General features: G+C 62.2%; 17 protein-coding genes and 1 pseudogene. 5 read left to right on the top strand and 13 right to left on the bottom strand.

The window, feature by feature from the left end; translation table 11 throughout:
* The first annotated feature begins 10 nt into the window (after positions 1 to 10).
* From AC1DNE_RS04275 to AC1DNE_RS04260, 4 genes and pseudogenes are all read left to right on the top strand, one after another.
* A complete protein-coding gene (locus AC1DNE_RS04275; RefSeq protein ID WP_476766209.1) occupies positions 11 to 2,134 on the top strand; it encodes a transposase in 2,124 nt (707 codons plus the stop codon).
* Positions 2,135 to 2,136: 2 nt separating this feature from the next.
* A complete protein-coding gene (locus tag AC1DNE_RS04270; RefSeq protein WP_476766210.1) occupies positions 2,137 to 3,273 on the top strand; it encodes an ATP-binding protein in 1,137 nt (378 codons plus the stop codon).
* Positions 3,270 to 5,135, top strand: coding sequence for a TniQ family protein (locus AC1DNE_RS04265; protein ID WP_476766211.1), 1,866 nt, complete (start codon positions 3,270 to 3,272; stop codon positions 5,133 to 5,135). Before AC1DNE_RS04270 ends, AC1DNE_RS04265 begins: the two co-directional genes overlap by 4 nt.
* A 504-nt stretch (positions 5,136 to 5,639) precedes the next feature.
* Positions 5,640 to 5,789, top strand: a pseudogene (locus AC1DNE_RS04260) (IS66 family transposase); the annotation flags it as partial.
* 141 nt (positions 5,790 to 5,930) lie between these two features.
* Here the strand turns inward: AC1DNE_RS04260 and AC1DNE_RS04255 are convergent.
* From AC1DNE_RS04255 to AC1DNE_RS04205, 11 genes are all read right to left on the bottom strand, one after another.
* Positions 5,931 to 7,274, bottom strand: a complete 1,344-nt coding sequence (locus tag AC1DNE_RS04255; protein ID WP_441473357.1) for an HlyD family type I secretion periplasmic adaptor subunit — start codon at positions 7,272 to 7,274, stop codon at positions 5,931 to 5,933.
* Positions 7,275 to 7,281: 7 nt separating this feature from the next.
* Entirely contained in the window at positions 7,282 to 9,033 is a 1,752-nt protein-coding gene (locus tag AC1DNE_RS04250) for a type I secretion system permease/ATPase (RefSeq protein WP_476840920.1), read from the bottom strand.
* A gap of 154 nt (positions 9,034 to 9,187) precedes the next feature.
* The gene (locus tag AC1DNE_RS04245; RefSeq protein ID WP_476766212.1) at positions 9,188 to 10,753 is read right to left on the bottom strand and encodes a hypothetical protein; all 1,566 of its coding nucleotides are present in this window, start codon (positions 10,751 to 10,753) and stop codon (positions 9,188 to 9,190) included.
* Positions 10,754 to 11,192: 439 nt separating this feature from the next.
* Entirely contained in the window at positions 11,193 to 13,238 is a 2,046-nt protein-coding gene (locus AC1DNE_RS04240; RefSeq protein ID WP_476766213.1) for a putative bifunctional diguanylate cyclase/phosphodiesterase, read from the bottom strand.
* Between the two features lie 560 nt (positions 13,239 to 13,798).
* Positions 13,799 to 14,815, bottom strand: coding sequence for a S1/P1 nuclease (locus AC1DNE_RS04235; RefSeq protein ID WP_441473360.1), 1,017 nt, complete (start codon positions 14,813 to 14,815; stop codon positions 13,799 to 13,801).
* Between the two features lie 359 nt (positions 14,816 to 15,174).
* A complete protein-coding gene (locus AC1DNE_RS04230) occupies positions 15,175 to 16,824 on the bottom strand; it encodes an FAD-dependent oxidoreductase (protein ID WP_441473361.1) in 1,650 nt (549 codons plus the stop codon).
* 342 nt (positions 16,825 to 17,166) lie between these two features.
* Positions 17,167 to 19,395: a xanthine dehydrogenase family protein molybdopterin-binding subunit gene (locus AC1DNE_RS04225; RefSeq protein WP_476766215.1), complete on the bottom strand. Its 2,229-nt coding sequence runs from the start codon at positions 19,393 to 19,395 to the stop codon at positions 17,167 to 17,169.
* Positions 19,392 to 19,886, bottom strand: a complete 495-nt coding sequence (locus AC1DNE_RS04220; protein ID WP_441473362.1) for a (2Fe-2S)-binding protein — start codon at positions 19,884 to 19,886, stop codon at positions 19,392 to 19,394. The genes AC1DNE_RS04225 and AC1DNE_RS04220 overlap by 4 nt, the downstream gene beginning before the upstream one ends.
* A gap of 10 nt (positions 19,887 to 19,896) precedes the next feature.
* Positions 19,897 to 21,213, bottom strand: a complete 1,317-nt coding sequence (locus tag AC1DNE_RS04215) for a c-type cytochrome (protein ID WP_441473363.1) — start codon at positions 21,211 to 21,213, stop codon at positions 19,897 to 19,899.
* Between the two features lie 42 nt (positions 21,214 to 21,255).
* The gene (locus AC1DNE_RS04210) at positions 21,256 to 22,458 is read right to left on the bottom strand and encodes an MFS transporter (protein WP_441473364.1); all 1,203 of its coding nucleotides are present in this window, start codon (positions 22,456 to 22,458) and stop codon (positions 21,256 to 21,258) included.
* A gap of 22 nt (positions 22,459 to 22,480) precedes the next feature.
* Positions 22,481 to 22,762 (bottom strand): hypothetical protein, encoded by a 282-nt coding sequence (locus AC1DNE_RS04205; RefSeq protein WP_441473397.1) that lies wholly within the window; start codon positions 22,760 to 22,762, stop codon positions 22,481 to 22,483.
* Here AC1DNE_RS04205 and AC1DNE_RS04200 point away from each other — a divergent pair.
* Positions 22,667 to 23,782 (top strand): FAD binding domain-containing protein, encoded by a 1,116-nt coding sequence (locus AC1DNE_RS04200; protein ID WP_441473365.1) that lies wholly within the window; start codon positions 22,667 to 22,669, stop codon positions 23,780 to 23,782. The genes AC1DNE_RS04205 and AC1DNE_RS04200 overlap by 96 nt on opposite strands.
* 239 nt (positions 23,783 to 24,021) lie before the next feature.
* Here AC1DNE_RS04200 and AC1DNE_RS04195 read toward each other — a convergent pair whose 3' ends face one another.
* A complete protein-coding gene (locus AC1DNE_RS04195) occupies positions 24,022 to 25,008 on the bottom strand; it encodes an alpha/beta fold hydrolase (protein ID WP_441473366.1) in 987 nt (328 codons plus the stop codon).
* 147 nt (positions 25,009 to 25,155) lie between these two features.
* Positions 25,156 to 25,545: a response regulator transcription factor gene (locus tag AC1DNE_RS04190; protein WP_476804130.1), complete on the bottom strand. Its 390-nt coding sequence runs from the start codon at positions 25,543 to 25,545 to the stop codon at positions 25,156 to 25,158.
* Positions 25,546 to 25,557 lie beyond the last annotated feature (12 nt).

Raw genomic sequence — 25,557 nt, 5'->3', positions numbered from 1 at the left:
AAGAATTCACATGACCAATGCTTTGAACCCCACCCACCTTGTGCATACGAGCACCGCTCCGCGGTGGAACCTCTCGCATCAGGACAAGATCACCATCGACGGTAATGAATATTCGCCGGCAACATACGATTGGATCGGTCATGTCCTCCGGCGTGTCGACAACCCCGATCTGCATGAATCCTTCACCCACGAGGAATTTCACGCTTTGCGGCAAGCTGGCCGCCTGAGCATCGACCCTGGCTTCTACAAGAAGACAAAAGCCAAGCTGCGCCTACCGCACGGTACGTCGCGGATCACCGATCTCAGCCCAAAGACGCAGACGAAGGTGCTTTGGCGCAAAACGATATGCGATCGCATCCTGAAACTGGAGGCCGAGGGTAAGGTCAGCCGCTCGGACAAATCCCTAAAGGCAGCAGTGGCCCAGATCGTCGCTGAACTCCTCACGAGGGAGTTCGCTAATGGCCGTTGCGGCTCCGCTGACGTGTCAGTTAAGCGACCGCCTAGCCCTCGGGCATTGCGTCGTTGGCTCCGGAAATATGAGGCGTGCAATTACGACGCAATGGCGTTCGTCGACGGTTGGAGTCGATGCGGCGACCGCAGGAGTGTGCGCTTCGGAGCCGAGGAGCGCGCCCTCATGTCCAAATTTGCGGATATGTACATGAGTACTCGCCAGCCAAGGAAGTCGGACCTGCTGCACGATCTGCACGCAGAGATTGACCGGCAGAACGAGGAGCGCGAGCAGCAAGGTCTTCGTCCGCTGCACAAGCCGAGCCGAAAGGCTTTCGAGCGTGTCATCAACGCTCTAGATCCGTTCGCAGTCGAAGCGGGCCGAACGTCTCCAGAAGCTGCCCGGAAGAAGTTCTTTATCGTGCGCGGTGGACTGGACGTCACCAGGCCATTGGAGCGGGTCGAGATCGACGAGACCCTCATTCCGCTCCAAAAAATCCTAATCGACGCAGGAATCTGGGAAACTCTTTCGCCGAAGCTGAAGGACGAGGTCAAGCGTGGGCGTTATTGGCTCTCCGCCGCGATCGATGCGGCCACACGCTGTTATACCGCAGCTCTGCTCGTGGATAAGCTCTCAGCGTCAACGGCCGTAGCGACGCTCGAGATGGCGGTGAACGACAAGTCGACCTACGCGGCAGCAGCGGGCTGCATCACGCCATGGGATATGTACGGTTCGATCGAAAGTGTGGTGCAGGACTCTGGTTCGCAATTCCTCAGTCACGAATATTGTTCAGCTGCCACCGATATGGGCGCAGAGCTGCTCTTCCCTCCTGCGGGCTTGCCACAGATGCGCGCTCGCACGGAGCGCAGCTTCCGCACCCTGAACGGTCTTTTCTCTCGGTTGGACGGGCAGACGTTTGCCAACGTGGTCGCAAAGGGCGACTACGATGCCGAAGCGCGCGCAACGCTGGACATCGCTGAAATCGGTCGGATGATCGTTCGGTGGATTGTGGACGTGTACCACAACACGCCCCATTCCGGGCTCGGCGGTGAAACGCCGCGAAACGCCTGGCTACGCCTCACACGTGACTTCCCCGTGCTTCCGAGCCCCGAGCCCGACGTAAATCGCCACATTTTTGGCGTTACCCTGGAGCGCCGGATCGGGAATGAAGGCATCCGCGTTCTCGGACTTCGCTATCAGAGCCTCCAGCTTCAGCGGCTGCGTGCGGAGGTCCACCAGAAGTCGGTACTCGTTCGCGTCAATCCCGCCGATCTCGGAAAAATCTCGGTTCGGACGAAAGAAGGCTGGTGCGAGGTGTCCTGCGTGAAGTCGGGCTTCGATGGCGTTTCGGTGACGCGCTGGCTGGAAGCTGAGAGCCTCCTACGACGGACGAACGCGAGCATGGCTGCCCTGGCTTTGCCGGTGGTGCAGCAGGCCATTCGCGACATCCAGGAGACTGCAGATCAGGCGACCCGGCGCGCCGGCATCGCGTCTCCAATTCTTGGCTCGGCCGAGATCGCCAAGTTCGAGAAGGCGCGATTCCGCGACTTCGAAATCGCACCGGATGCCGGCGACGCGCCTGCCATTTTCGAACCGATGGACGAGCTCGAGCCGCCAACGGCAGCCGAGGACATTGCAAACTCGCCGGACGTTCTCCCCGGCGATGACTTCTTCATGGAGGATTGATCATGGGCGAAACCAAGATCACCACCGCTCTCCGCGAAGATCCCGTCAGCCGTATGCGCCGCCTCCAATCGGGGCGGCGCACAAACAGTGGGAAGGTCATGGTCGGCATCTCATCTGCCTATTTCGGCACTGCGCGTGACCGAGTGGTAAATGCTGAGATCGACCAAATTTTCGATAGCTTTCTCCTGGCCGAGGATGCCACCGCAGCGGGCTCAGCCCGCTGCGTGGGGCGTCTCAAGGAAGGGCGCGCCCTAGCCATCATTGGCGGTTCGGGGTCCGGGAAATCGCGAACGCTCGAGCGGCACTTTCTGAAGCGAGAGGAGTTCGCTGGCTACGGCGACCCGAATTCCGACTGCATGTTGATCTCGCTCACGGCTCCCTCCCCCTGCACGCTCAGGCTGCTGGGGATGAGTGTTCTGAACGCGATCCAGTACACAACAGACAGGGAGCTGAAGGAAAATGTCGTCTGGGAGCTGGTTCGCCATCAGCTGGAGCTCCGCGGCATTCGCTTCCTTCATATCGACGAGCTCCAGCACGTCCAGCAGTCCAGGAACGTCGTGGAAATCGAAAAGGTGCAGGACACTCTGAAGGGACTGATGCAAAGCCCGCGATGGCCCGTTTGGCTAATCCTATCTGGTCTTCCGTCGATCACGTCGATGCTCTCTGGCGATGACAATCCTGGAGAGGACGGTGATCAGCAGGTGTGGCGGCGTACACGCTTTGTCGTGTTCGAGGACCTGGATCTGGCGAAGGATGCTCCGCTAATCCGACATTTGCTTAGGTCGTTCGGCGGCGAAAAGGCCGCACTATCCATCGAGGCCCTGGAGGATGACGAGTTCATCGCTCGCCTTCTCCATGCCTCCATCTATCGGCTCGGCATAGCGATAGAGTTCGTCCAGGACGCAATCTGGAATGCGCTTCTGCAGGAGTCGCGATCCCTCGGCATGGAGCATTTCGCGGCGGCGTTCGCTGCCCGCACCGGCTGTCTGCCCGCCGACAACGTGTTCAACGCCGCGATTGCCGACTGGCACCTGATCGATCCGCGAAGCGTCCTCAAGCGCAAAATCCAATGCGAGAGCCAGGACGGAAATGACCGCCCGGCCAAATTCAAAGCTCCCCGCGACAAGAGAAACAAGTGACTCAGCTGCCCCTTCGAATGACCGTCGCCCAGGGCGTCGGTGAAACGCCGATGAGCCTTTGCTCCCGCAACGCCATGTTGGTCGGCCGCACTGCCCGTGACTTCTGCAAGGACGCAGGCTTTGAGTTCCAGGGCGTTGTGGATGGAGACGGCATAGCGCTTCAGCGGCTCGCTCATCGTTGCAGGGCGGATGAGGCCGTCCTCAAGGCAAATGCAACCGTGCACCAAGGACGGCTTCGTTACTCCGTCCGGGGCCAAACACTCACAAAAGAGGTGCTAAGCAGAAAGAAGGTGCGGGTTTGCCCACACTGCATCTCGAGCGACATTGAGGTGGGGCACGGGCCACTGTCCTGCCGGGCCTACGGTAGGCTGCAGTGGATCGTGGAGCCCCTCCGGACGTGCCGGGTGCACGGCGTAGGACTGGTTGTTGTATCGGACGAAAGAACGCCTAAGCGCTTTCATGACTTCGCCCAGCTAGTCCAGCCCGCGCTCGATGAGCTCGCACGCGTCACGGACCAAGCGCCCCGTCGAAAGCCATCGCGGCTGGAAGATTACCTGTCGGATCGCATGAGTGGCCAAGAACTCCCAACATTGCGCTTGCTCGGCGCCCTGCCCTTCTACGCCGCCGCGACGACCTGCGAACAGCTGGGCGCCGTAGCTATCGGCGGCATCAATGTGAAGGTCGATTCTTTCAACGATAACGATTGGTATGAGGCCGGCGCAGCAGGGTTTGAGATTGCAGAGGCTGGCGAGATGGGGGTTCGCGACCTACTGGTTCGAGTTCAGGCGAACACCGCCGCGAAAAAAGGAGGCGACTGGGGCCTTAGCTCTTTGTTCGGAAGGCTCCATAAGTGGCTGGGGGAACAGCTCGGTGATCCCGCATATCTTCCAGTCCAGGAGATCTTCCGGCAGCACGTCATCGAGACCTTCCCATTCGGCCCAGGCGATATGATCCTCGGCCGAGAAGTCGCAGCAAGACGCCTTCATTCGGTTCGATCGGCATCAAAGGAATATGGAGGCCATCGCAAGCGGCTGCGGAAGCTACTTCACGCTGCCGGGCACATTTCAGACGAGCAGTTGGCTCTGACCGACGACCGAATCCTCTTCGAAGCAGATGCGGCACGCGACCTTCTCTGTCTCATTTCGGAAGAAATGCCGCTGAAGCAGGCAGGACAGTACCTCAACATTCCACGCCACATAGAGCGGGCGCTCTTTGAAGCGGGACATCTCCGCCCTTTCGTGGCCGGTGGCGGCGACCAAACGTTCAACCATGCTTTCGCCAAGCGAGATTTGGACCTGTTCCTTGAACGCCTGATGAAGGACGCAATCAAAATCGAGCCGAGCGATTCTGGATATGAGCACATCACCGCCGCCGCGACGCGAGTGGGGTGCACCGCTGTCCAGATAGTCGAACTCATTTTGAGCTGCAAAGCGAAGCGGGTGCGGTTTCGGCCGGAAGTATCCGGCTTCTCATCCATCATGGTTGACCCAGACGAGATTCTTTCCCTGCTCGACAAAACGATCAAAGGCGTTCTTTCGCTGAAGCAAGTCGAGAGAAAACTGAAAACCGACTTTGCGGTTGTTCAGAGCCTGATCAACCTGGGCGTGATCCCCGTCAGTACTGTGATCAATCCCAAGACCCGCTGGAGGCAACGCGTCGTTTCCGAGGAGGACATGGATCGTTTTGCCAATCGTTTCGCCTCACTCCATATGCTCGCCCACGAGTACGGCATCTACTTCCGGAAAATTGGAGACAAATTGCGGGAGAAGGGAATTCGGCCCGCTTTCGATCCCGAGAAGGTGCGAGCGAGCTTTTACGAGCGGATCGCTGTCGAGAATTGCATGGCCGAACTCGTTAAATAGCCAACTCGACGGCCAATGTGCTGTCGCCATGCCTCCGGTTTCCGGAGGCTTTTTTGTACCTGTTGTTTGCCTCAGCAACCGCCTCAATATCCTGAGCGGGAAACTGAGGAAGCACTTCGGGTTACAAGCGCAGATTGATGCGGCATCTTTCGATAAATTACCAATATATTTCAGTATCTTACACAAACCCCCTGCGGCATCCATCGGGTACCGCTACAGAAGTTGAAGCGAGAGGCATAGTGTTGCCGCGATTGTCGGTCGAGTTCCGCAATCTGCCTCTGGACGCCCGGCCCGAGCCGGGCGTCCAATTTGATTCTAAGGCGTCCCGATCATAACTTGCTGAGGTTGCCGCTTCCGGTCGCCAGCCCGCTTTGTATCCCCATTTGGGTGAGGCGTGACGCCGCACACGAGAAGGCATCCGTAGAGCGGGTAGGTCCGTATTGCAGGACCGAACTTGCCAAATTGGCCCAAGGCGGACATCGAGCATGTCCGCTTCCAGGCAGCCTCTCGCGCTTCCTCGACGACGGCTGCGTCGAAATCGACTCCAACGTGGTCGAGCGCGCAATCCGACCAATCGCGCTCAATCGCAAGAATGCGCTCTTCGCCGGCAGCGACGGCGGCGGCGAGCACTGGGCCGTCATCGCCTCGCTGGTGGCTGTCGTCGCCTGTAAACGAACAGCCGCCACAGAATTCAATGATCTGCCAGCCGGTCGGTCGCTGCCGTTACTTCCGCGGCTCGCTTCCAAATTGACGTGTCCGAGAACGAAATGTGTCCCCCCAGAAGCATGCTCAGCGTCAATCGTATCGGAACGATCGCGCGATCTGGTCCTCGATCGGCTTGACGAGATAGACGAAGGCGGTGCGCAGGCCGGTCTGGATGAAGGCTTCGACTGGCATGCCCGGAAGCAGCACCTTGCCATCGAGCCGCTTCACTTCGGTCAATCTCAGGCCGATACGGGCGGTGTAGAAGGAGACACCTGTCTTCTCGTCGGTGGAGGCGTCGGCCGAGATCTGGATCAGGCGCCCCTCCAGGTCGGGGGTCGCGCGACTGTCGAAAGCAGGAAACCGCAGTACTACAGCCTGGCCGATGCGCAACCGGTCGATCATGGCCGGCTCGATGCGTGCCTCGATCACGAGTCCGTCCGTCTCGGGCACGATCAGCATGATCTGCTCGGCCGGCGAAATAACGCCGCCGATCGTGTGCACCGTGCTCTGGTGAACGATGCCGTCCTGCGGCGCGTGCATCTCGGTCCGGTCTAGCTGGTCGACCGCTGCTATGCGCCGCTCGGAGAGATCGGCGATCTTGCCGTCGACATCGCGCAACTCGGTCGTGACCTCGCGGCGTAGGTCCTCGTCGATCTGCAGGATCTGCAGCTCGATCTCGGCGATGCGTCCCTTCACCCGGGCCGTGTCGGCAATGAGGCTGCCCTGCTCGCCGGCGAGTCGTGAAGCCTCGCGCTGCAGCGCCGTCAGCCGTGACAGCGCGACGAGGTTCTGATCGTAGAGCTTCTGTACGCCGTCGAGTTCCTGCTTGATCAGGCCGGCCTGCGCCTGCTTCGCCTCGATCTGGGCCGCGATCCCCCTGATCTCCTCGCGTGACTGGGCGATGCGCTCGCGGAATTGCGAGCGCTGCAGCTCGGCCGCGCTGCGTCGCGTGCGGAATAGGGCCTGCTCGCTGTCCAGCGCCTGGATCACCGTCGGCGCTCTGGCCCGCTCCGCCAGCTCCGTTGGGACGACGACCTCGGCCTTGCGGTCGCGCTCGGCCTCGAGGCGGGCCTTGCGGGCCTGGAACCGGCGCAGTTCGATCTCGATCAGCGCCAGGCTTGCCCTGGCATGGGTCTCGTCGAGCCTGACCAGGACGTCGCCGGCCTTGACGTGGTCGCCGTCCTTGACCCGGATCTCCGCTACGATGCCGCCGGCTGCATGCTGGATGCGGCGGACATTGCTCTCGACAACTATCTTTCCGGAGGCGATGACCGCGCCCGCCAGCGGTGCGGTCGCGGCCCAGAGCCCGACTGTGCCGAAGAGCACGGCGATGATGGCGACGCCAGCGATCGCCGCCTGGCGGATATCGCGGCGGGGATCGAGGCGGCGCGCGATCTTCCGGTTCGCAGGACCTGACAGGAGCATACCTGCCATGTTCTCGTTAGCCGTGCGCATCGGTTGTCACTATCCTCTTCGAAGTCGGGAAGCCGGCGCCCGCCGCTGCGGGGGCAGCCGCCAGACTCTTGCGCAGGATCTCCTCCTTCGACCCGAAGGCCTGGACTTGGCCCTCAGCCAGGATCAGGACGAGGTCGATGCCAGCGAGCGCCGATGGGCGGTGGGCAATGACGATCACGATGCCGCCGCGCTCGCGCACGCTGCCGATGGCGGCGGTGAGCGCCGCATCGCCCGCAGCATCGAGGCTAGCGTTCGGCTCGTCGAGCACAACCAGGAATGGGTCGCGGTAGAGCGCCCGGGCGAGCGCGATATGCTGGCGCTGGCCGCCGGAAAGGAGGCTGCCGGCCTCGCCGATCGGCGTCTCGAAGCCCTTGGGCAGGCCGAGGATCATGGCGTAGGCGCCGGCCGCCTTGGCCGCGGCGAGAACGGCCTCTTCGCTGATATCCGGATCGAAGCGGGCGATGTTCTCCGCCACCGTACCGGCGAAGAGCTGCACGTCCTGCGGCATGTAGCCGATGATCCCGCCGCGCTGCTCGGGAGCCCATTGGTCGAGCGTCGCACCGTCGAGGCGCAGGCTGCCGCGCATCAGCGGCCAGACCCCGACGAGCGCCCGCGCCAGCGTCGACTTGCCGGAGGCGGAGGGGCCGATGATCGCAAGCCCTTGCCCTGCTTTCAGCGCAAAGCCTGCATCCTTCACGATTGGGCTCTGTGCGCCCGGTGCCGCGACGAAGACATGCTCCAGCACCAGCCGCTGCGTCGGCCGGTCCGGCGCGATGGAGGGATGGCCGCGCGGCTCCGCCAGCRCGGCCTTCAACCGCTGCCAGGCCTGGCGGGCACCGATGAAAGGCCGCCAGCTGCCAATGGCGAGTTCGATCGGTGCCAGCGCCCGGCCGCTCAGGATCGAGGCGGCGATCATCACGCCCGAGGAGGCCTCGTTCTTCATCACCAGCCAGGCGCCGAGGCCGAGCATGGCCGACTGCAGCATGAAGCGGATGGTCTTCGACATCGTGCCGAGCGTGCTGACGAGATCGGACGAGCCAAGATTGGTCACGACGTAACGGTCGTTGATGCGGTCGAACAGAGTGGCGACGCGCCGCTCCATGCCGAGCGCGCCGATCACTTCGGCATTGCGCCTGGCGGCCTCGAGCAGGGCCGAGCGCTCGGCACCCACGCGAGACGACTCGCGCGCCGGGCCACGCGTCAGCACTTCGGTCAGCAAGGCGATGAAGATGAGGATCGCCGCGCCGGCGACCAGGGTCCAGCCGAGAGAAGGGTGCAGCAGGAAGCACAGACCGCCATAGAGCGGGATCCAGGGCAGGTCGAACAGCGTCGTCGGCCCGAGCCCCGAGAAAAAGCCGCGCACGCTGTCGAGATCGCGTGAGAGCTGAATGCCGCCCGGCCCGCCGCGTAGGTTCGTACCGAGGATTGCGCCGACCACCGGCGCACTGAGTTGGCGGTCGAGCACGATCCCGATCCGGCTCATGATGCGCTGGCGCAGCCAATCGAACAGGCCGAGCAGAATGTAGAGGGCTGCGACAATGATCGAGAGCGCGACCAGCGTCGGCACGCTGCGCGAGGGCAGCACCCGGTCATAGACCTGCAACATGTAGATCGACCCGGTCAGCATCAGCACATTGACCAGGGCAGAGAACAGCGCGACCGCCAGGAAGGCGGAGCGGCAGGAGGCCAACGCCTCGCTGGCAGCATTGGAAGAGGGCTTGGGAAGCAAGGCAGCCATCCCTAAGCAGATGTGAACGGGTCAGGCAGGGCCCGCCGTATGGCCCCGGCGGACCTCACCAGAGATCCGCCGGGGCCAACAACAGGCAAGATTTCCCGGAACTTCCGACAGCTGCGCTCCGCTGAACGAGCCGCCGGCAAACCCCGCTTTGCTTTCAGGCGAACAAAAAATCACTATGTGTCAGCATGTGCGTGAAATTGTGCAGCGTAACCTGATCCGCCCCGGCGGTAATGACGGTGTCGGAGCCGCTTTGCGCGATGGTCAGATCAGCGAAGGAGTGTACGCCCGCCACACCGTTGAACCCGATCTTGTCATGCTGGGCCTGACTGAAATCTTCGATGGTGTTATTGGTCCCGACCGTCATCGAACCAGAATCCTTGAACAGGAACAGATCGGCGCCGCCACGCGCGTGGTCGCTCAGTTGTCCGTCGCCCCACATGTCGTTGCTGACCGCGGATCCGGATGCTGCGGTCCCGGCGATCAAGGTATCGTTGCCGCCCCTGGCGAAGCCTGACAGGGTTGCGGCGTCACCGAAGAGGCTGTTCGTCACCGCGCCTCCGCCGCTGTTGCTGCCGCCGGTCAGCGTATCGTTGCCGCCTCTCGCCGCCTCGCGCATGGATTGCGCGTCGCCATAGAACTGGTTGACGACATCCCCGGAACCGACGCCGCCCGACAGGCGGTCATTGCCGCCGGCAGCATCGCCGAACATCGTCTGCGCGTCGCCATAGGCCGCATTCGCGAACTGTGCGGATAGGCCCTCATTGCCGGCAAAGAACGCCACGTCATCGCCGCCCTGAGCCCGGCCGAACATGTTGTGGCCGGCATCACCGAAGAAAGTGTTGCTGGAGCCGGGACCGCTGGTGAAGGTGTCGTTGCCGCCCTTGGCAAAGTCGACCATGTCGAACGCGTCACCGTAGAAAAAGTTGGTGGAAAAGGCGCCATTATTTGTGAAACTGTCGTCGCCGCCCCGAGCATGGCCGGACATGCTGCGCCCGGCGTCGCCGGCGAAAACGTTGTTGCTGAAGGCACCGCCACCCGTGAAATCGTCGTTGCCGCCTTGGGCGAAATCCGACATGTCGCGGAGCGCATCACCGTAGAAACTGTTGTCGGCATCGCGGCCGCCGCCGGTGAAGCTGTCATTGCCGCCTCGAGCATGGTCGAACATGCTGCCGACCGTGTCGCCATAGAAGGCGTTGTTGGCCTGGTTGCTGGCGCCGATGAAGTTGTCGCTGCCGCCCTGAGCATGGCCGGACATATCGCCGCCCGCATCTCCGATGATGATGTTGTTGGACAGGGCAGCGCCCACGAAACGATCATCGCCGCCCTGAGCCTGGCCGGACATCCGGCCGCCCGCATCGCCGAAAAAAGTGTTGGTGGAGAGGCCCCCACCCGTGAAAACGTCATTGCCGCCCTTGCCGTGGTCGAGCATGTCGCCACCCACGTCACCGTAAGCTGTGTTGGTGGAGCTGAGCGCACCCCTGAAAGAGTCATTGCCGCCCTGAGCATGGTCGAGCATCCTGCCGACCGCGTCACCGTAGAAGGTGTAGTTGGCAGGGGCGCCCCCGCTGAACGTGTCGTTGCCGCCCTTGGAATGATCGAGCAGGTTGCCGCCTGCGTCGCCAATCAAAACAGTGCTGGTCGGATCGCCGGCAAGAGTGTCATCAGCGCCCAATTGATGATCGGTCAGATCACCCGTGGTAAATGGCACGCGGTGAGACATGGTCATGCTCCCACTGAGTTACCCCAGCGCCCGTCGCGATATTAGGCTGATATGCCCAAGCCCACAACGAGCACAAACGGGGTAGTTCGCTTGGATCGACGACACTCCGGGCGCTCCGCGCATGCTCGCTGCCAAGCGGTCTACGTCGTGGCGCCGACCTTTCCTAGCCAGTGCCAGGCCCCGCTCCATTTGCCGAAGGACGCCGCCCAGCAAAGCTAGCTTTCGCGGGGGCGCTCCTCCACGAAGGTGAGGAGTTCAGGTACGCCATTGAACCAGACATGTCCGCTTCTGGATGGTGCGCCAACGTCAGCAAATGGCGCAAGTTTAGCCTGCGGCGACGTGGCGGCGCACACCATCGGTGATTAGGAGCCGGGAGGGCGGCGAGCAATAGCAAACTCGCAATACGCTTTCACCCGGCCCGGGTTTCGTATTTTCGCCCTCAAAGCTCTGGCTTGCCTGTCGGGAACCAACTCTGAATGGTCTTCGGCACCATCTCCCCTCGCAGCGGCTTCGCATAAAAATAGCCCTGAGCGGAATCGCACCCTGCTTCTCGCAGGCGTGCGGCCTGTGGGAAGCTTTCGACCCCCTCCGCAGTCGTATGCATTCCCATAGCGTGACCGAGACTTACGATGGCGGCGACAATTGCAGCGTCGCTGTCGTCGCTGATCAAGTTCCGCACGAAACTCTGGTCAATCTTGATGTGGTCCACGGGGAACTGCTTCAGATGCAGAAGCGACGCAAAGCCTGTCCCGAAATCATCCAATGCGATGGAGACGCCGGCCTCGTGCAACTTGTTCAGGATGGAGGACGCCGTCGCGGTTCTGCGCCCGAGGAAAGCCGTTTCCGTCACTTCGACTTCAAAATGCGCCGAGGAGACACCTGTATCCTCCAGTATGCGGATAATCCTCTCGGCGAGTCTCGGGTCGGAGATTTCGGCGGAAGACAGATTGACCGCGACGCGACCGCATTCGAGACCCTGATTCAGCCATGATCGAACATCGGCCGCGACCTGGCGGATCATCTGCTCGCCCAGAGCAATCGAAATGGCCTGCTCGGCGAACATCGAGCCAAAATAGTCAGGCGAGAGGAGCCCTTTGGTCGGGTGGTTCCAACGCGCGAGGGCCTCGAAGCCGACGATCCGGCCTGTCACCAACGACACTTTCGGTTGGTAATAGGGAACGAACTGCTGTGCTGCGAGCCCTTCGCGGACGTCGTGTGCGATGGTGACGCGACGCTCCATCGTCTCGCGGGCGGCACTGGTATAAGCAACCGCTTGGCCGCGCCCCTGCTCCTTCGCGCGATAGAGCGCGATGTCGGCGTCCTTCATCAGTTCGACCGGATCGCGGTGATGCTCAGGGAAGGTTGCCAGCCCGATGCTGACCGTTGTGGAAAGAGCTCGTCCTTCGTGCTGGAAGGGAGCACAGAGAGCATCTACGATTTCCGTAGCAAGGGCAGTTGCTTCACTTCCCGCTGAAATATCGGCGAGTATGATGGCAAACTCGTCGCCCCCGAGGCGTGCCACGGTATCGCCTTCTCCGACAAAGCTTCTGAGCCGAAGGGCCGCCTCCTGAAGGAGGAGGTCTCCAACCGCATGGCCAAGCGTGTCATTGACATCCTTGAAGTCGTCGAGATCCAGCAGTAACAGCCCCACGCTGGTCCCAGAGATTCCGGCATTCGTCAGCGCCTCGTTGAGGCGAGCCTGGAAGAGCGCCCGGTTCGCCAGGCCCGTCAGCGGGTCGTGATTGGCGGTTCGCCAGATGGCTTCTTCGGCGGCCTTCCGATCTGCGATGTCGAAGGTCAGTCCGATGAGTCGATTATCGTCCTTTCGCTCGGCCCTGAGAGCAAGCCACGTTTGCGAGCCGTCAGGAGAATGGTAGCGCACTTCGGCCGTGCCACTTCCTTCCGACCTGACGGCGCTCCAGAAGGCCGTCACCATTTCTCGGTCGTCGGGATGGACCCTATTGATGAAATCGCCTGCCGGTCCCGAGGAAATGCCAAGCAGCACCATGGAATTCTCGGAGCGATCGACCCACTGCGTCACGAGATCCAGCTCCCAAGCAGCCATCCTGCTCGCCTGCAAAGCCAGCCGCAGGCGCTCCTCGCTCACCCGGATCGCGTTCTCGGCCGCTTTTCGTATGGTTATGTCAGTAAAGGTGCGCACCATTCCGCCGTTGGGGAGGCGGTTGGTTCGAACTTCCAGCACCGTGCCGTCTGGTCTCTGCCTATCGTAGTCCAGGATTTCTACGTGTATCCCTTCATATTTGATGGCCCGGAGGAGCTCCTCGGTGACAGTACCAAATTCACCTTGTTCCATCTGCCATCTCTTCACCGCCTCGAAAGATGGATTGGAACGCATCAGGTCGGGTGGCAGGCCGAGCAGATCGATCGCGCGCTGATTGCAGACGGCCACATAGCCGTTGGCATCGACCATCAGAATTCCCTGGTCCACATGCTCCAGGACAGCGTTCAATAGAGCACTGTCCACGGGGAAAGATCGGGTCACGCGCTGAGTGGGCAAGCGTCGGCCTCTCGCCAAGCTAACGGTCGATCAGGGTATGGCGGCGCGCTTTCGAAATGCTGAAAGATCGAAATCGATTTGCCCGATATCCTGTATCCAACGATGGCTTGGACAAACTTCCTTTACCCAGCTGCCCGAAAGCGCCGTTTAGCCTCCCACCAAGACCTGGCAACTCTCCCGACTAGGTTGCATAGGACCGATCTCGCGAACCTCCGAGTTAGATCGTTTCCGATCGTGCCGCGACCGCGTTCAAGACGTCTGCTTTTGGCCAGAGAGCTAGAGTCTGCTAATGGCGCATGCCGGTCACAGGCCGATAGAGCAGTCGGAGGATGTAGAACGTTATCCGTGCAATCACGGAATCCTATTCCGGATCTGCAAGGTTGGTTGTGTGCATCCGGCGTGTCAGCCAGAAGGCGGAGGCGCCGCCACCACGCAACAGCGCAAGTCGTCGCAAGATCGAGCGCGAACGCAAAATCTCAAACACAATGGCCGTACGCAACAGCCAACGGCGACGGCGCTCATATCGATCAAGGTTGCAGGTTGTCCTGTACCGGTCCCGTGTAAGCCGGATCCAGCGCCAAATTTACCAGGTGAGCTAATCTGAAGCCGGCGGCCTTAACGCGGTTCTGGGCCGTCTTCGAGAACATGGCGAGGTATGCCTGATCAAACTGCTCGGAGCGCTTCGGAACGCCATTCCCCAGCTGTACCGAGCCCGACGAGTACTTACAGACGCCAGCGACGATAACGCAATAACGCACCTCAGGCATCACAGTGATCTCGAAGGATTCATTTGCCCATTTCACTGGATCGCCCCCCACGAGTTCTTTTTCTTCCGCCAGTGAGGTGGTGGCCTGTAATGTATCGACGGCCCGGTAAGTGATGGTGTTCTTGCTCCAGCTCTTCCTGAAATCGGCCCGGTTCCGAACGCGCTCGAATAGGCCGGCTTCAAGCAGGCAGTTGTCCCAGATCCCGTGCAGATTTTTGACTCGATAGGTCGATCTCCCGCATTTGCCGCCGGTGATCTTAGCATCGATCCCGTTGCCGCCGCGATCATCGGAGAAAGAGACGTGAAGCGGTTGATGGATGTCCCCGATCCAGTGCCCCAGCGCCATTAGTGCGAAGACACGCTCTTCGTTTGGCCTGGCCGTGTCCCTGAGGGTGTCGAAATCTCGGCCGATCCCAGAAAGGATGCAGTCGGCCGCGGCCGGACAGGCGCTATTGGTGATCGACTTGGTATCTCGGCTGACATTGATGAAATGATCGTCGGGGTGCTTCCGCGGCAGCTCGTCCTCTTCGAGGCAACCGACATTGTACGATGTATAGTGGCGGTCATCCATTTTGCCGCGGCCTTTGACACCGATGCCGCCGCGGCCGACCTGGAAGAGCTTTTTGAGTTCCTCGCGCGCCTTGTCTGTGAAGTTCCGGTACGCCAGATCGCAAATGGTCAGATGACCAAATTTGCCCCAGGCCCGCGCTTCGCCACCGAATGAGAAAAGGCCCGCCAATGTTACGAAGCCGAAAGCGAGAACCTGTATTGCCCGCATAGCCCGCTCCTGCTGGTTGAGCGCTCCATATATTTCATGGTGCACGGCACAGAAGGGAAAACAACCCTAGGTAACATGTAGAGGCTTATTCCGCACTTTTCGGATAGCTCTGGCACAACGCGCGTAGCGGCCGCAGTCTAACTGGCTACCATCTTATGGGCCAAGGTCGGTTCTCTGCATAAGCGCCCCCAGTCTGCCGTGCTAACGAGGTTTCATCGACTCGTTGGCCGAGCGCAATTAAATCTGGAAGCGCCCGATCTCCGCTATATGGCCGCGAGCCAATGTCTGGTTATGACGCCTTGCAGTTCATTTGGTCCGCAGAATACCAAAGGAAGCCAATAACAGACCGTCGTGATTAACTACCTGTCGCGCAAAGCTCCTAGGTATCCGTGAATCTGCGCAACAACCGCAGCTCCATCGCCTACTGCTGCAGCGACACGCTTCGTTGAACCCGCGCGCACGTCGCCGATCGCGAATACTCCCGGCACGCTGGTCTCCAAAGGCAAAGCCTCCTCACCTCCGGTGAGAATGAAGCCTTTCTCGTCAGTCGCCAGTGTATCTCGAAGCCAGCCTGCGTGCGGTGTTGCGCCGACGAACAGGAACAAGTGGCTAATCCCGAATCTTGACAGGCCATGGTCAGACCGATTTCGAACGGTCGCACCGGAAAGCACGCCCCCGTTAACGTCCAATTCCGCAATCTCGGCTCCTACATGAATCTCGACGTTCGGGAGCGCTGAAATCCGGTCGATGAGATAGCGCGACATCGTTTCGGACAGGTCTCTGCGAACGAAAACGTGAAGGCGCTTCACTTGCGGCGTAAGGAACACAATCGCCTGCCCCGCTGAATTTCCACCCCCGACGAGGGCAATTTCTTTGCCGCGGCAGAGTCTGGCTTCCACGGCCGACGCCCAGTACGACACGCTGGCCCCGTCCAATTGCGCCAGACCAGGAATCTCCGGGTGCTGATAGGCTGCGCCGGACGCGATCACCACGGTATTGGCCGCCAACGTCGCGCCGTCAGAGAGCCCCAGAGTAATGCGATCACCAGTCCGTTGTAGCGTTTCGACACGCAACGGAATCGCCACCTCTGCGCCAAACTTGATGGCCTGGTTGAAAGCGCGGCCAGCAAGAGCTTGGCCCGATATGCCCGTAGGAAATCCAAGATAGTTTTCGATCCGTGCCGAAGCACCAGCCTGCCCTCCCATCGCCCGCTGGTCTAGGACGATGACTGAAAGGCCCTCAGACGCGCCGTAGACCGCCGCTGCCAAGCCGGCCGGGCCAGCTCCAACGATGGCGACATCATAGATCTTTTCCGAATCGATTTTCGGAATGATCCCGAGACACGCGGCTACCTCCCGCTCGGTCGGACGCTTCAACAGCTTGCCGTTGGGACAAACGACCAGCGGCAAATCTGTAATCTGCAGGGAGAACTTCTCGACAAAACTACGCCCCTCGCCCGATGTAACCGGGTCTATGACCAGGTTGGGATAGCCGTCACGGGTCAGGAAGCTTTGTAGGCGAATGAGATGCGCATCATGCGCCGAACCAATCAAAATCGTACCGGAGCCGCCTTGCTCGATCAGCCCCACGCGGCGAAGGATCAGCGCCCGCATGATGATCTCGCCGACCTCCGCGGACCCGATCATCAATGCTCTCAGATGGGGAGGATCGAAAGGCAGCAGCATGGCTCCGTCGCTGCCAGCGCGGGCCGATGCAATTGTCGCACGCCCATCGATCTGACTGACCTCGCCGGTGAACTGGCCTGCACGATGAGTGGTGATCGGTGCCTCGTCGTCGAGGCCGTCGCGCCGAACGACGTCGATGGAGCCTGCCAACACAAGCCAGACCGGCACGTCGCGATCCCCGCTTGTGAAGACCGGCTCGCCGGAAGTGAAACGCCGGGGCGGACCACTGGCGAAGCGACGCATCGTTTCGATCTGATCGTGCGTCAACACAGGAAACATTTGATGGGCACGAGGCGCGGCATTGCCCACGGTTTGGCTGCTCATAGGGTTCTCCAACTTATGAAATCCCGACACGGGATGGCCCAACGGACGGTTTCGCCGTCCAGGGCTCGGTGCCGCTACAGGGTGAGACGCCCTCACGAGACCACCGTTGCAGCGGGCGGCCGGGGGGCTTTGGGACGAAGGCCGCAAGCAGCCAGCAGAACAGAGCGACGATAGCGGTCGCTTGAAGGCATAGATTGCGTCGCGATCGTCCAGCCCAGCAGTACTTGGCGACGACGATCAATGCGTGGAGCAGCGGACGTGAGAGGAGGCGCGGACGCCAGCTCGGCAGAACGTACTGGGCCATGCCCGTCGGTGATGGCTCGCCAGCTATAGTTCGTCCGCTCACCGTCCGAAGGCGGCCCGAATACGGGCCGGAGTGAACGGCAATTGCCGCAATCTTTGACCGCTTGCGTCACGAATGGCGTTGCCCAGGGCCGCAGCCGTTGGGCCTTGCGACGCCTCCGCCACGCCGAGAAACGGTGCGCCGGGCCTGTCGATAATCGCGACATCCAACCGTTCCGGAACGCTTGAGAACCGAAGGATCGGGTAGGACGACCAGTCGAACGACGTGATGCGCTTGCGATCGAACGTCACCTCCTCGAACAGCGTCCAGCTCGCGGACTGAATGATCCCTCCCTCGATCTGATTCCTGACACCATCCGGGTTGACGACCTCTCCGGTGTCGGTAGCCGCGTTGACGCGGACGATGCGGACCTCGCCCGCCTCAGGGTCGACGAAGATTTCCAGCGCGACGGCGCAATACGCTTCGAGGTTCTTGTACCGGGCAAAGCCGAAGCCGTAGCCGCCTCCCTTTGGAAGTCGCGGTCGCGCCTTCCATGCAAAATCCATAGCTGCCTTCTCGACGACGGCCCGAGCGCGATCATCGGTGAGCAGGCGCAGGCGTAATGCGACCGGATCCTGCCCTGAGGCATGAGCCAGATCGTCGATGGTGCTCTCGATGGCCAGGACGTTCAGATAGCCGCCGAGGGAACGCATCGAGGAGCCGCGCAACGGCATCTCCGGCAGGAAGTGATGGACCACCTTCGCATTCGGGAAGTGGTAGAGCGGGATCGCGTTGCGATCGCCACCTCCCTCCGGCTGCGCGAGGGCGACGGGCGGAGCCGGCGGAGCCGGATCGCTCTTGTCCCGGGCAGCCAGCAGCGTGCCCGGCGGCCCGGGCCGCATCATGTGGGACTGGCTCCAAACCTCGCTGTGCCAGTCCGTGACGGCGCCACTGCCGTCGACCACGGCGCGCACCGCGGCCACCATGCCGGGCCCGAAAGGCTCCCAGGCATGTTCCTGCTCACGCATCCACTGCACGCGGATCGGGCGTCCCGGCAGAGCCATCGCGATCAGGGCGGCGTCGGCGCCAACGTCGTCCGCACCATTCTGACCATAACAGCCCGCGCCCTCGACATGGATGCATCGAACCTTGTCGAGCGGCAGCTTCAGCATTCCCGCGATGGCCTGGCGGAGCGGATAGACGCCTTGGGTATGCGTCCAGATCGTCACCTCGCCGTCGAGCGCCTCGGCAATGGCGCAGGATGGGCCGATCGAGCCATGCGCGAGATAGGGGCGTACGAAGCGTCCTTCGACGACAGTTCCCGCCCCACCCGGCGTTCCCACCTCGAGGATGGCGGTGTCGCGCGATGGAAGGACCGTCAGAGCGTCGCCCAGATTCGCCGCATCCGGCAGCGACGCCTGCTCCTTCCACGCGACGCGTGGCGAGAGGCGGCGCATGGCCTGAATGGCCGTCCATTCGTCGTCCGCTACTACGGCAAGGACATTGCGGTCGCGGAAAACGTTCACAACCCCGGGCATGGCTTCCACGGCAGTGGCATCCAGCCGAGCAATTTCGGCGTCATAGCTCGGCGGCCGGATCATCCTGGCATGGAGCATGCCGTCTGGGCGACGATCCTGCACATAGGCTTCGCCGCCCGTGACCTTGCCCGGAATGTCGATCCTTGCGACCGGCCGGTTCATCACGGTGAAGTCGGCCGTCGGTGTCAGTTTCGAAGTGGGTCGAGCCTCGACCTGCAGCAACTCAGCACTGACCAGCTCTCCGTAGCTCAGGCGCACTCCCCCTGGACCGAGAACGGCCCCTTCGGCCGCACGCAGCGTTTCAGGCGAGACGGTCAGCCGTCGCGCGGCCTCGGCAATCAGGATTTCCCGCACCTGGGCGGCGGCGTTGCGGATCGCAGTGCCCGAATCGCGAATTGAATGGCTGGCTGCCGTATAGCCTTCATCGGCTGTTCGGCCGGTATCGGCAGTGACGAGACCGAGCGATGAGAAGGGCACTTTGAGCTCTTCCGCGGCGATCTGGAGAATAGCCGTCTTGAGGCCCTGCCCGAGTTCGGCCTTGCCGGTCAGGATGGTCACGGAGCCAGTGGCATCGAGCCGGATCCAGGCATCGAGCCGAGGCGTGTCATCGAGGCTGCCAGGGAGACCTCGCTTTGTTGGCCCCTCTCCCTTCCCGGTTTCGGTCTGCGCCCGCGCAGCGGACCAACTGAACGCCAGGGTCAGTGCGCCGGCGCCAGCGAGGACAGCGCGGCGTGACAGCATCGCGTTCATGACCGGCCTCCCGGCGCCGACGGCACGAGTGTCCCGGCCACCCGGTCGGCCGCCCGACGGATAGCGCGGAGGATGCGCATATGCGTGCCGCACCGGCACAGATGCGGTTCCATCTCTTCGCGGATCTGCCGATCCGATACCCGTGGGTTGCGTTGGAGCATCGCCTGCGCGCGCATCATCATGCCGGGAATGCAGTAGCCACACTGGGCCGCCTGCTCGTCGATAAAAGCTTGCTGCAAAATCCCGGGATTTTCCCTGGACCCGAGCCCTTCCAGCGTCGTCACGGAACGCCCCTCGACCAGCTCGACCGGGGTAACGCAGGAGAATACGGCCTCGCCGTCAACGATTACGGTGCAGGCTCCGCACTGGCCGAGTCCGCAGCCGAACTTCGCCGCATTGAGTTTCAACTCGTTGCGCAGGACATAGAGCAGCGGCGTATCAGGCGCGGCCTTGATCGCGTGACTGGTGCCATTGATTGTGACATTGGCCATACCAGCCTCCTCATTTCGCCTGATGGCGCGCGAGTTCGCGGCGCGCCTCTCGAAGGACCTTCTGCAGATCGGGCCAGTCCGGACGCGTTGCGACCTGGCTGCGGAGGCGCTTCACCAGAGCCGCAATCTGCTCGTCGGTCATGACGGCTCCGAAGCCCGGCATGATCGGCGCCTTGGCACCGCCGGCAGCGGGAATTCCGTTCAGAACGAGCTTCACCAGATTCTCTGGCCCCTCCCCCGCCAGCGCTGTCGAAGCTGCGAGCGATACCGCTCCTAATGGCAGGCTGCGCCCAGCGTCGTGGCATGAAGCACAAGCGCTGGCGTAGAGGCGGGCTCCCGCTCCAGGCATGTCCGGAGGCGTCGCGATCTGCAGACCAGCCGATTGCGCAAGAGCCAGCTGCGCGACGCCAGTCGGTTTGGCAACAGGTGCGCCCGCGGGTGCAAGCGCGGCAATATAGGCGGCCATTGCGGCGACTTCTTCGCGCGGCACAAGAGAAAGGTTGTCCGTCACCGGCGCCATCGGCCCCCGAGCCACGCCATGATCCGGGTGGGAGCCCTCAGCCAGATAGGTCTCCAATGCCTGGGCCGTCCACGGCAGCGGCGCCTTCGATGCCTTTCCCAGCCCGTAGGCCAGCCAGCCCTCGACCCGGGCGCCTTCGAAAGCGCGGGACTGGACTTCCGCCCCCATGAGGTTGCGCGGCGTGTGACAGGCACCGCAATGGCCGAGACCTTCGACGAGATAGCGCCCGCGATTCCATTGCGCGTCCTTCGCAAGGTCGGGCTGCAGCCGCCTTTGGCTGAAGAAGAGCAATTTCCAGCCGGCAAGAACGAGGCGGATATTGATCGGGAATGGCAGCTCGTTGGCGGGCGTCGGTGCGCTGACCGCCTCGCGCGTCATGAAGAAGGCGTATAGCGCTTCGAGATCCTGATCGCTGGTCAGCATGAAATGGTCGTAGGGGAACGCCGGATAGAGGTGCCGCCCTTCCCGATCGACACCTTCGCGCATTGCTCGCGTGAAAGCCTCCCGGGACCAGGAGCCGATTCCCGTGCCGCGATCCGGCGTGATGTTGGTCGAATAGATGGTGCCAAACGGCGTCGGCATCGCTAGGCCGCCGGCGAAGATGCGGCCGCCCGGTGTCGTGTGGCAGGTCTGGCAGTCGCCGATGAGAGCAAGATCGCGTCCCTTGGCGATCGTCGCCGCTTCGAAGCTGGCTGGCGCAGGGGTCTCGATCGGAGCAATCTCGAACCGCCAAGCATAGGCCAGTGCGCCAGCTCCAGCGCTGACGGCGAAGGCGATGCCAATACTAAGAATGGTTTTGAGACGCATGCTCTGCTTGCCCCTGCGGCGCGGTTGATGCCGGCGAAGGCTTCAGGAGCCGGTCGTGTGGCTGCGGCTGCGGGCAATGCAGGCAAACTGCATCGCTGTCGCAATGGCGCCAAAAATCAAACCGAGGACGACCACCCCAGGCCAGCCGCCGAACTGCCAGGCGGCCATGCCGCTGGCCGAGCCGATCGAGCCCCCGAAGAACATGGCTCCCATCAGGACCGTGTTGAGCCGAGCCCGAGCCTCGGGCCGCAGCGCAAAGACGATGTGCTGGTTCGACACGAGTGCCGATTGCATGGCGAAGTCGAGGAGCACCACGCCGAACACCAGCCCGGCCAAGGAGGTCCACGCACCAAAGACGATCCACGAAACCAGAGTGACGATGGCCCCCATCGCAACAACAGGCGCCGGCCCCCGAGCATCCGCGAAACGCCCCGCCAGCGGCGCGGCGAAGATGCCGACCGCCCCGACGATGCCGAACAGGCCGGCGATGTCGGCACCCAAACCAAAGGGCGGCGCCTGCAGCCGGAAGGCGAGCACGGTCCAGAAGACGGTGAATGCCGCGAAAATCAGCGCCTGCGTGATTGCGGCCAGCCGAAGCACCGCGAATTCGCGCCACAGATCCCAGATGGAACTCAGCAGCCGACCATAGCTCAGCTCCGATTCCGGCGGAGCATGCGGAAGGACCAGTGCCATCAGCCCGCCCGCGGCAAGCGCCATCGGCACGCCCAGCCAAAACATCTCCCGCCAGCCTGCATGGGTCGCTACGAAACCTGCTAGGGTCCGGCTCAGCAGGATGCCGGTCAGAATGCCGGCCAGGACCGTACCCACGACTGCCCCTTGCCGCTCGGGAGCAGCCAGATGCGCCGCCAGCGGAACAATCTGCTGGGCGACAGTGGCCGACAGGCCAACGACGAGAGAAGCGAGGACGATCAACAGCGCATTCGGCGCCAGGGCGGCCAGCACGAGCGCGACAGCGAGGAAGCCGAACTGCAGGACGATCAGCCGCCGTCGTTCGACAATGTCACCAAGTGGAACCAGCAGGAAAAGGCCGCAGGCGTAGCCGAGCTGGGTAGCGGTCGGGACCAATCCCGTAGCCTGACCGGGGAGAGCCTCTTCGATCAGGCCCAGCATCGGCTGATTGTAGTAGATGTTCGCCACCGCGATGCCGGCAGCGGCCGCTATGGCATAGATTGCCGAGGTCCGGAGCACGAATGGAAGCGGCGCAGTAATACCTTGCTGTGTCATCGGAAGGGTCCCCTGCAACCAATCAGCGCGAACGGGCCAGCGACGAATCCGGCCGGCTGCCCTTTTTGAATGCTAGAGCCTTGACCTCGGGGAGGCTGTAGCGCTTGGGGATGGGGACCGCACACCTCCGTATGATTGCCCGCTGTGGTGCGATGTTGTTGGGTTGCTGGCTCGTCCCGCCGTCATAGGCTGCCAATACGCCCCCCACATGAGAGCCCTTTGCATCAGCATCGTCGGCGGTTCTCTTGCTGGGTTGTTTGCCGCTCTCCTGCTGCGGCGGGATGGCCACGAAGTCCGCGTTCATGAGCGCTCCCGGCACGGGCTCTCCGGTCGCGGCGCAGGCCTTGTCGCGCAAGCGGATGTGTTCCGTATGCTGCGCCTGCTCGGTCAGGAGCGCGTGGCCACCATCGGGGTCATGGCTGAAGAACGGATCTATCTGGACAGAGCCGGAGGGGTGGCGGAAACGCTCGCGATGCCGCAGATGCAAATCTCGTGGGGTGTTCTCTACGAGAACTTGGCAAGCGATCTGGGTGGGGAACGCCACGCACTGGGGCAGGAGTTGGAAGCCATCGAGCCCGCGGAGACGGGCACGGTCCTCCACTTCCGTGACGGCGCTGCCTGCAAAGCCGATCTCGTGATCGGAGCCGACGGGATCGGTTCGATTGTCCGCAAGGCCGTGAACCCCGAAAACCACGTCAACGGCTATGCAGGCTATTCAGCCTGGCGCGGTCTCGTACCGGAGACAGCCTTGCCATCGGAAGCGGCGCTGCTGATCGGGCGCTTTGCATTCTACGTGAAGCGCGGAGCCCATGCGCTCGGATATCTCGTACCGGGCTCAAAGGGAGAGATGGCGCAAGGCGAACGGCGCTATAACTGGGTCTGGTATCGGCCGGGCAGCAGTGACCAACTCCCGGCGTTGTTCACCGACACGCAGGGCCGAACCCATCCGTTCTCGCTGCCGAGGAGTGGCTTTTCGGCTGACCGTCTGGCGATGCTGCATCGGGATGCTGCCGATACGTTGCCGCCCCAATTTGCCCTCGCGGTCGGCAGTGAGGACAAGCCATCGATCCGAGGCATCTTCGACTACGAAGCCCCCCGGATGGTGCGAGGACCGATCGCGCTGATCGGCGATGCGGCCTTCGTGGTGAGGCCACATACTGCAATGGGAGTCTCAAAGGCAGCCGGAGACGTCATGGCGTTGCACCGTCATCTGGCGGCTGAAGACAATCTTGAACGCGCTCTGGCTGGCTTCGAGCGCGAGCGACTTCCCGTTGGGCGGGAGATTGCCGCCTATTGCCGCCGCCTTGGTGCCTCCGCCCTCTGAGATTCGGCGGCGCAGGCTCACGAAGCATCGGAGGTTGATCCGGAACCTCGTAAAGAAAATCGCCACCGCCTCGAGCATGTAGGAAGAGCCGCCAGCCCCTGCTGGGTTTGACCGCGGAGAGCTTTGGGCCGTCGTCGCGTTGCAGATCGGCCGCGGCACCCCGGGAGGCCCGGCATTCAAGCAAGAAATGGGAGGGTAGCAGGGCTACCCTCCCCCAGTGGCGCCTCGGTCGAGTCCGTTCAGCCTTTCACGAAGGCGAGAAGGTCCGGATTGATCACGTCGGCATGCGTCGTGAGCATGCCGTGGGGATAGCCCTTGTAGATCTTCAGCGTGCCGTTCTTAAGCAGCTTGGCGGATTTGAGTGCGGAGTCGGCGATGGGCACGATCTGATCGTCATCGCCATGCAGCACGAGGGTCGGCACGGTGATGGCTTTCAAATCCTCGGTCTGGTCGGTTTCGGAGAAGGCCTTGATGCCGTCATAATGGGCCTTGGCGCTGCCGATCATGCCCTGGCGCCACCAGTTCTGGACGACGCCTTGATAGACCTTCGCGCCCTCGCGATTGAAGCCGTAGAACGGGCCGGCCGCCACATCGAGATAGAGTTGCGCGCGATTGTCGGCCACGCCCTTGCGAAAGCCGTCGAAAACCTCCATCGGCAGGCCCTCGGGGTTGCTCGCCGTCTTGAGCATCAGCGGCGGTACGGCTGAGACCAGCACGGCCTTGGCGACGCGGCCGGCGGGTTGGCCGTGCTTCGCAACGTAACGGGCGACCTCGCCGCCGCCGGTCGAGTGACCGATATGCACCGCGTTCCGCAGATTGAGATGCTCGACGACGGCAAAGGCGTCGGCCGCGTAGTGATCCATGTCGTGGCCGTCGCTCACCTGGGCTGAACGGCCATGGCCACGACGATCATGCGCCACGACACGATAGCCGTGCAGCACAAAGAACAGCATCTGTGCGTCCCAGTCGTCAGAGGACAGCGGCCAGCCGTGATGGAACACGATCGGCTGGGCATTCTTGCGACCCCAGTCCTTGTAGAAGATCTCGACGCCATCCTTGGTCTTTACGAAACCGCTGCTCATCTGTGTCTTTCCTTTTGGGCCCGAGGTTGCTGTCGAGGACTGCGCGAAGGCGGCAGCGGGAAGGAATGCAGCGCTCGCTGCACCGGCCAATGTCGCTACAGCTTCGCGCCTCGACCAGGTTGGAGGGGTTGCTAAATCGGTCATAAGTGCCTCGCTTGGGGCATCGGGTGAGCGGATGGATACCGGTTTCCCGAGCGGTTCCGTCAGCAGCGCGACGCTAGGCGGCCTTCAACCTGGCGAGAATCGTACGTAGGGATCGGCTTCCCATACGATGGTGTTAGGAGTCAGCCGTTAGCCATCCCCGCCGAGCACCCCCGCCAAGGAACTAGCGATTTGCCCGGCGTCGGCGGGCTTCTGCAAGAAACCGCGAACACCAGCTGCCATCACACGTTCGCGGATGCCCGCTTGTGGAAATGCCGTCATGAAGATGATGGGGAAGGAGCGTTCAGACGCGACCAGATGCATTTGCAACTGCTCGCCGCTCATCCCAGGCATCTGGACATCAACCAGCAGGCAGTCCGGCTCTTCGATGGCTGGATCGTTCAGAAAATCCTGCGCGGAGGCGTAACCGCGAACATGGTAGCCGAGAGCACGAAGGAGGCTTGAGAGCGAGGTGCGGACCCCTTCATCATCGTCCACGATCGCGATTGTGGGTATGTGAGGCATTCCGAAGCCAATCACGCCAATCTCGCA

Source organism: Allobosea sp. 05L423, assembly GCF_056397745.1.
This window is presented reverse-complemented; position numbering and strand designations above follow the sequence as displayed.

What these genes read in the sequence shown, in the direction of transcription:
- AC1DNE_RS04275 (WP_476766209.1), top strand. Translation starts at nt 11, where the DNA reads ATGACCAATGCTTTGAACCCCACCCACCTTGTGCATACGAGCACCGCT.
- AC1DNE_RS04270 (WP_476766210.1), top strand. Translation starts at nt 2,137, where the DNA reads ATGGGCGAAACCAAGATCACCACCGCTCTCCGCGAAGATCCCGTCAGC.
- AC1DNE_RS04255 (WP_441473357.1), bottom strand. Translation starts at nt 7,274, where the DNA reads ATGGCAGGTATGCTCCTGTCAGGTCCTGCGAACCGGAAGATCGCGCGC.
- AC1DNE_RS04245 (WP_476766212.1), bottom strand. Translation starts at nt 10,753, where the DNA reads ATGTCTCACCGCGTGCCATTTACCACGGGTGATCTGACCGATCATCAA.
- AC1DNE_RS04235 (WP_441473360.1), bottom strand. Translation starts at nt 14,815, where the DNA reads ATGCGGGCAATACAGGTTCTCGCTTTCGGCTTCGTAACATTGGCGGGC.
- AC1DNE_RS04230 (WP_441473361.1), bottom strand. Translation starts at nt 16,824, where the DNA reads ATGAGCAGCCAAACCGTGGGCAATGCCGCGCCTCGTGCCCATCAAATG.
- AC1DNE_RS04225 (WP_476766215.1), bottom strand. Translation starts at nt 19,395, where the DNA reads ATGAACGCGATGCTGTCACGCCGCGCTGTCCTCGCTGGCGCCGGCGCA.
- AC1DNE_RS04220 (WP_441473362.1), bottom strand. Translation starts at nt 19,886, where the DNA reads ATGGCCAATGTCACAATCAATGGCACCAGTCACGCGATCAAGGCCGCG.
- AC1DNE_RS04215 (WP_441473363.1), bottom strand. Translation starts at nt 21,213, where the DNA reads ATGCGTCTCAAAACCATTCTTAGTATTGGCATCGCCTTCGCCGTCAGC.
- AC1DNE_RS04210 (WP_441473364.1), bottom strand. Translation starts at nt 22,458, where the DNA reads ATGACACAGCAAGGTATTACTGCGCCGCTTCCATTCGTGCTCCGGACC.
- AC1DNE_RS04200 (WP_441473365.1), top strand. Translation starts at nt 22,667, where the DNA reads ATGAGAGCCCTTTGCATCAGCATCGTCGGCGGTTCTCTTGCTGGGTTG.
- AC1DNE_RS04205 (WP_441473397.1), bottom strand. Translation starts at nt 22,762, where the DNA reads ATGAACGCGGACTTCGTGGCCATCCCGCCGCAGCAGGAGAGCGGCAAA.
- AC1DNE_RS04195 (WP_441473366.1), bottom strand. Translation starts at nt 25,008, where the DNA reads ATGACCGATTTAGCAACCCCTCCAACCTGGTCGAGGCGCGAAGCTGTA.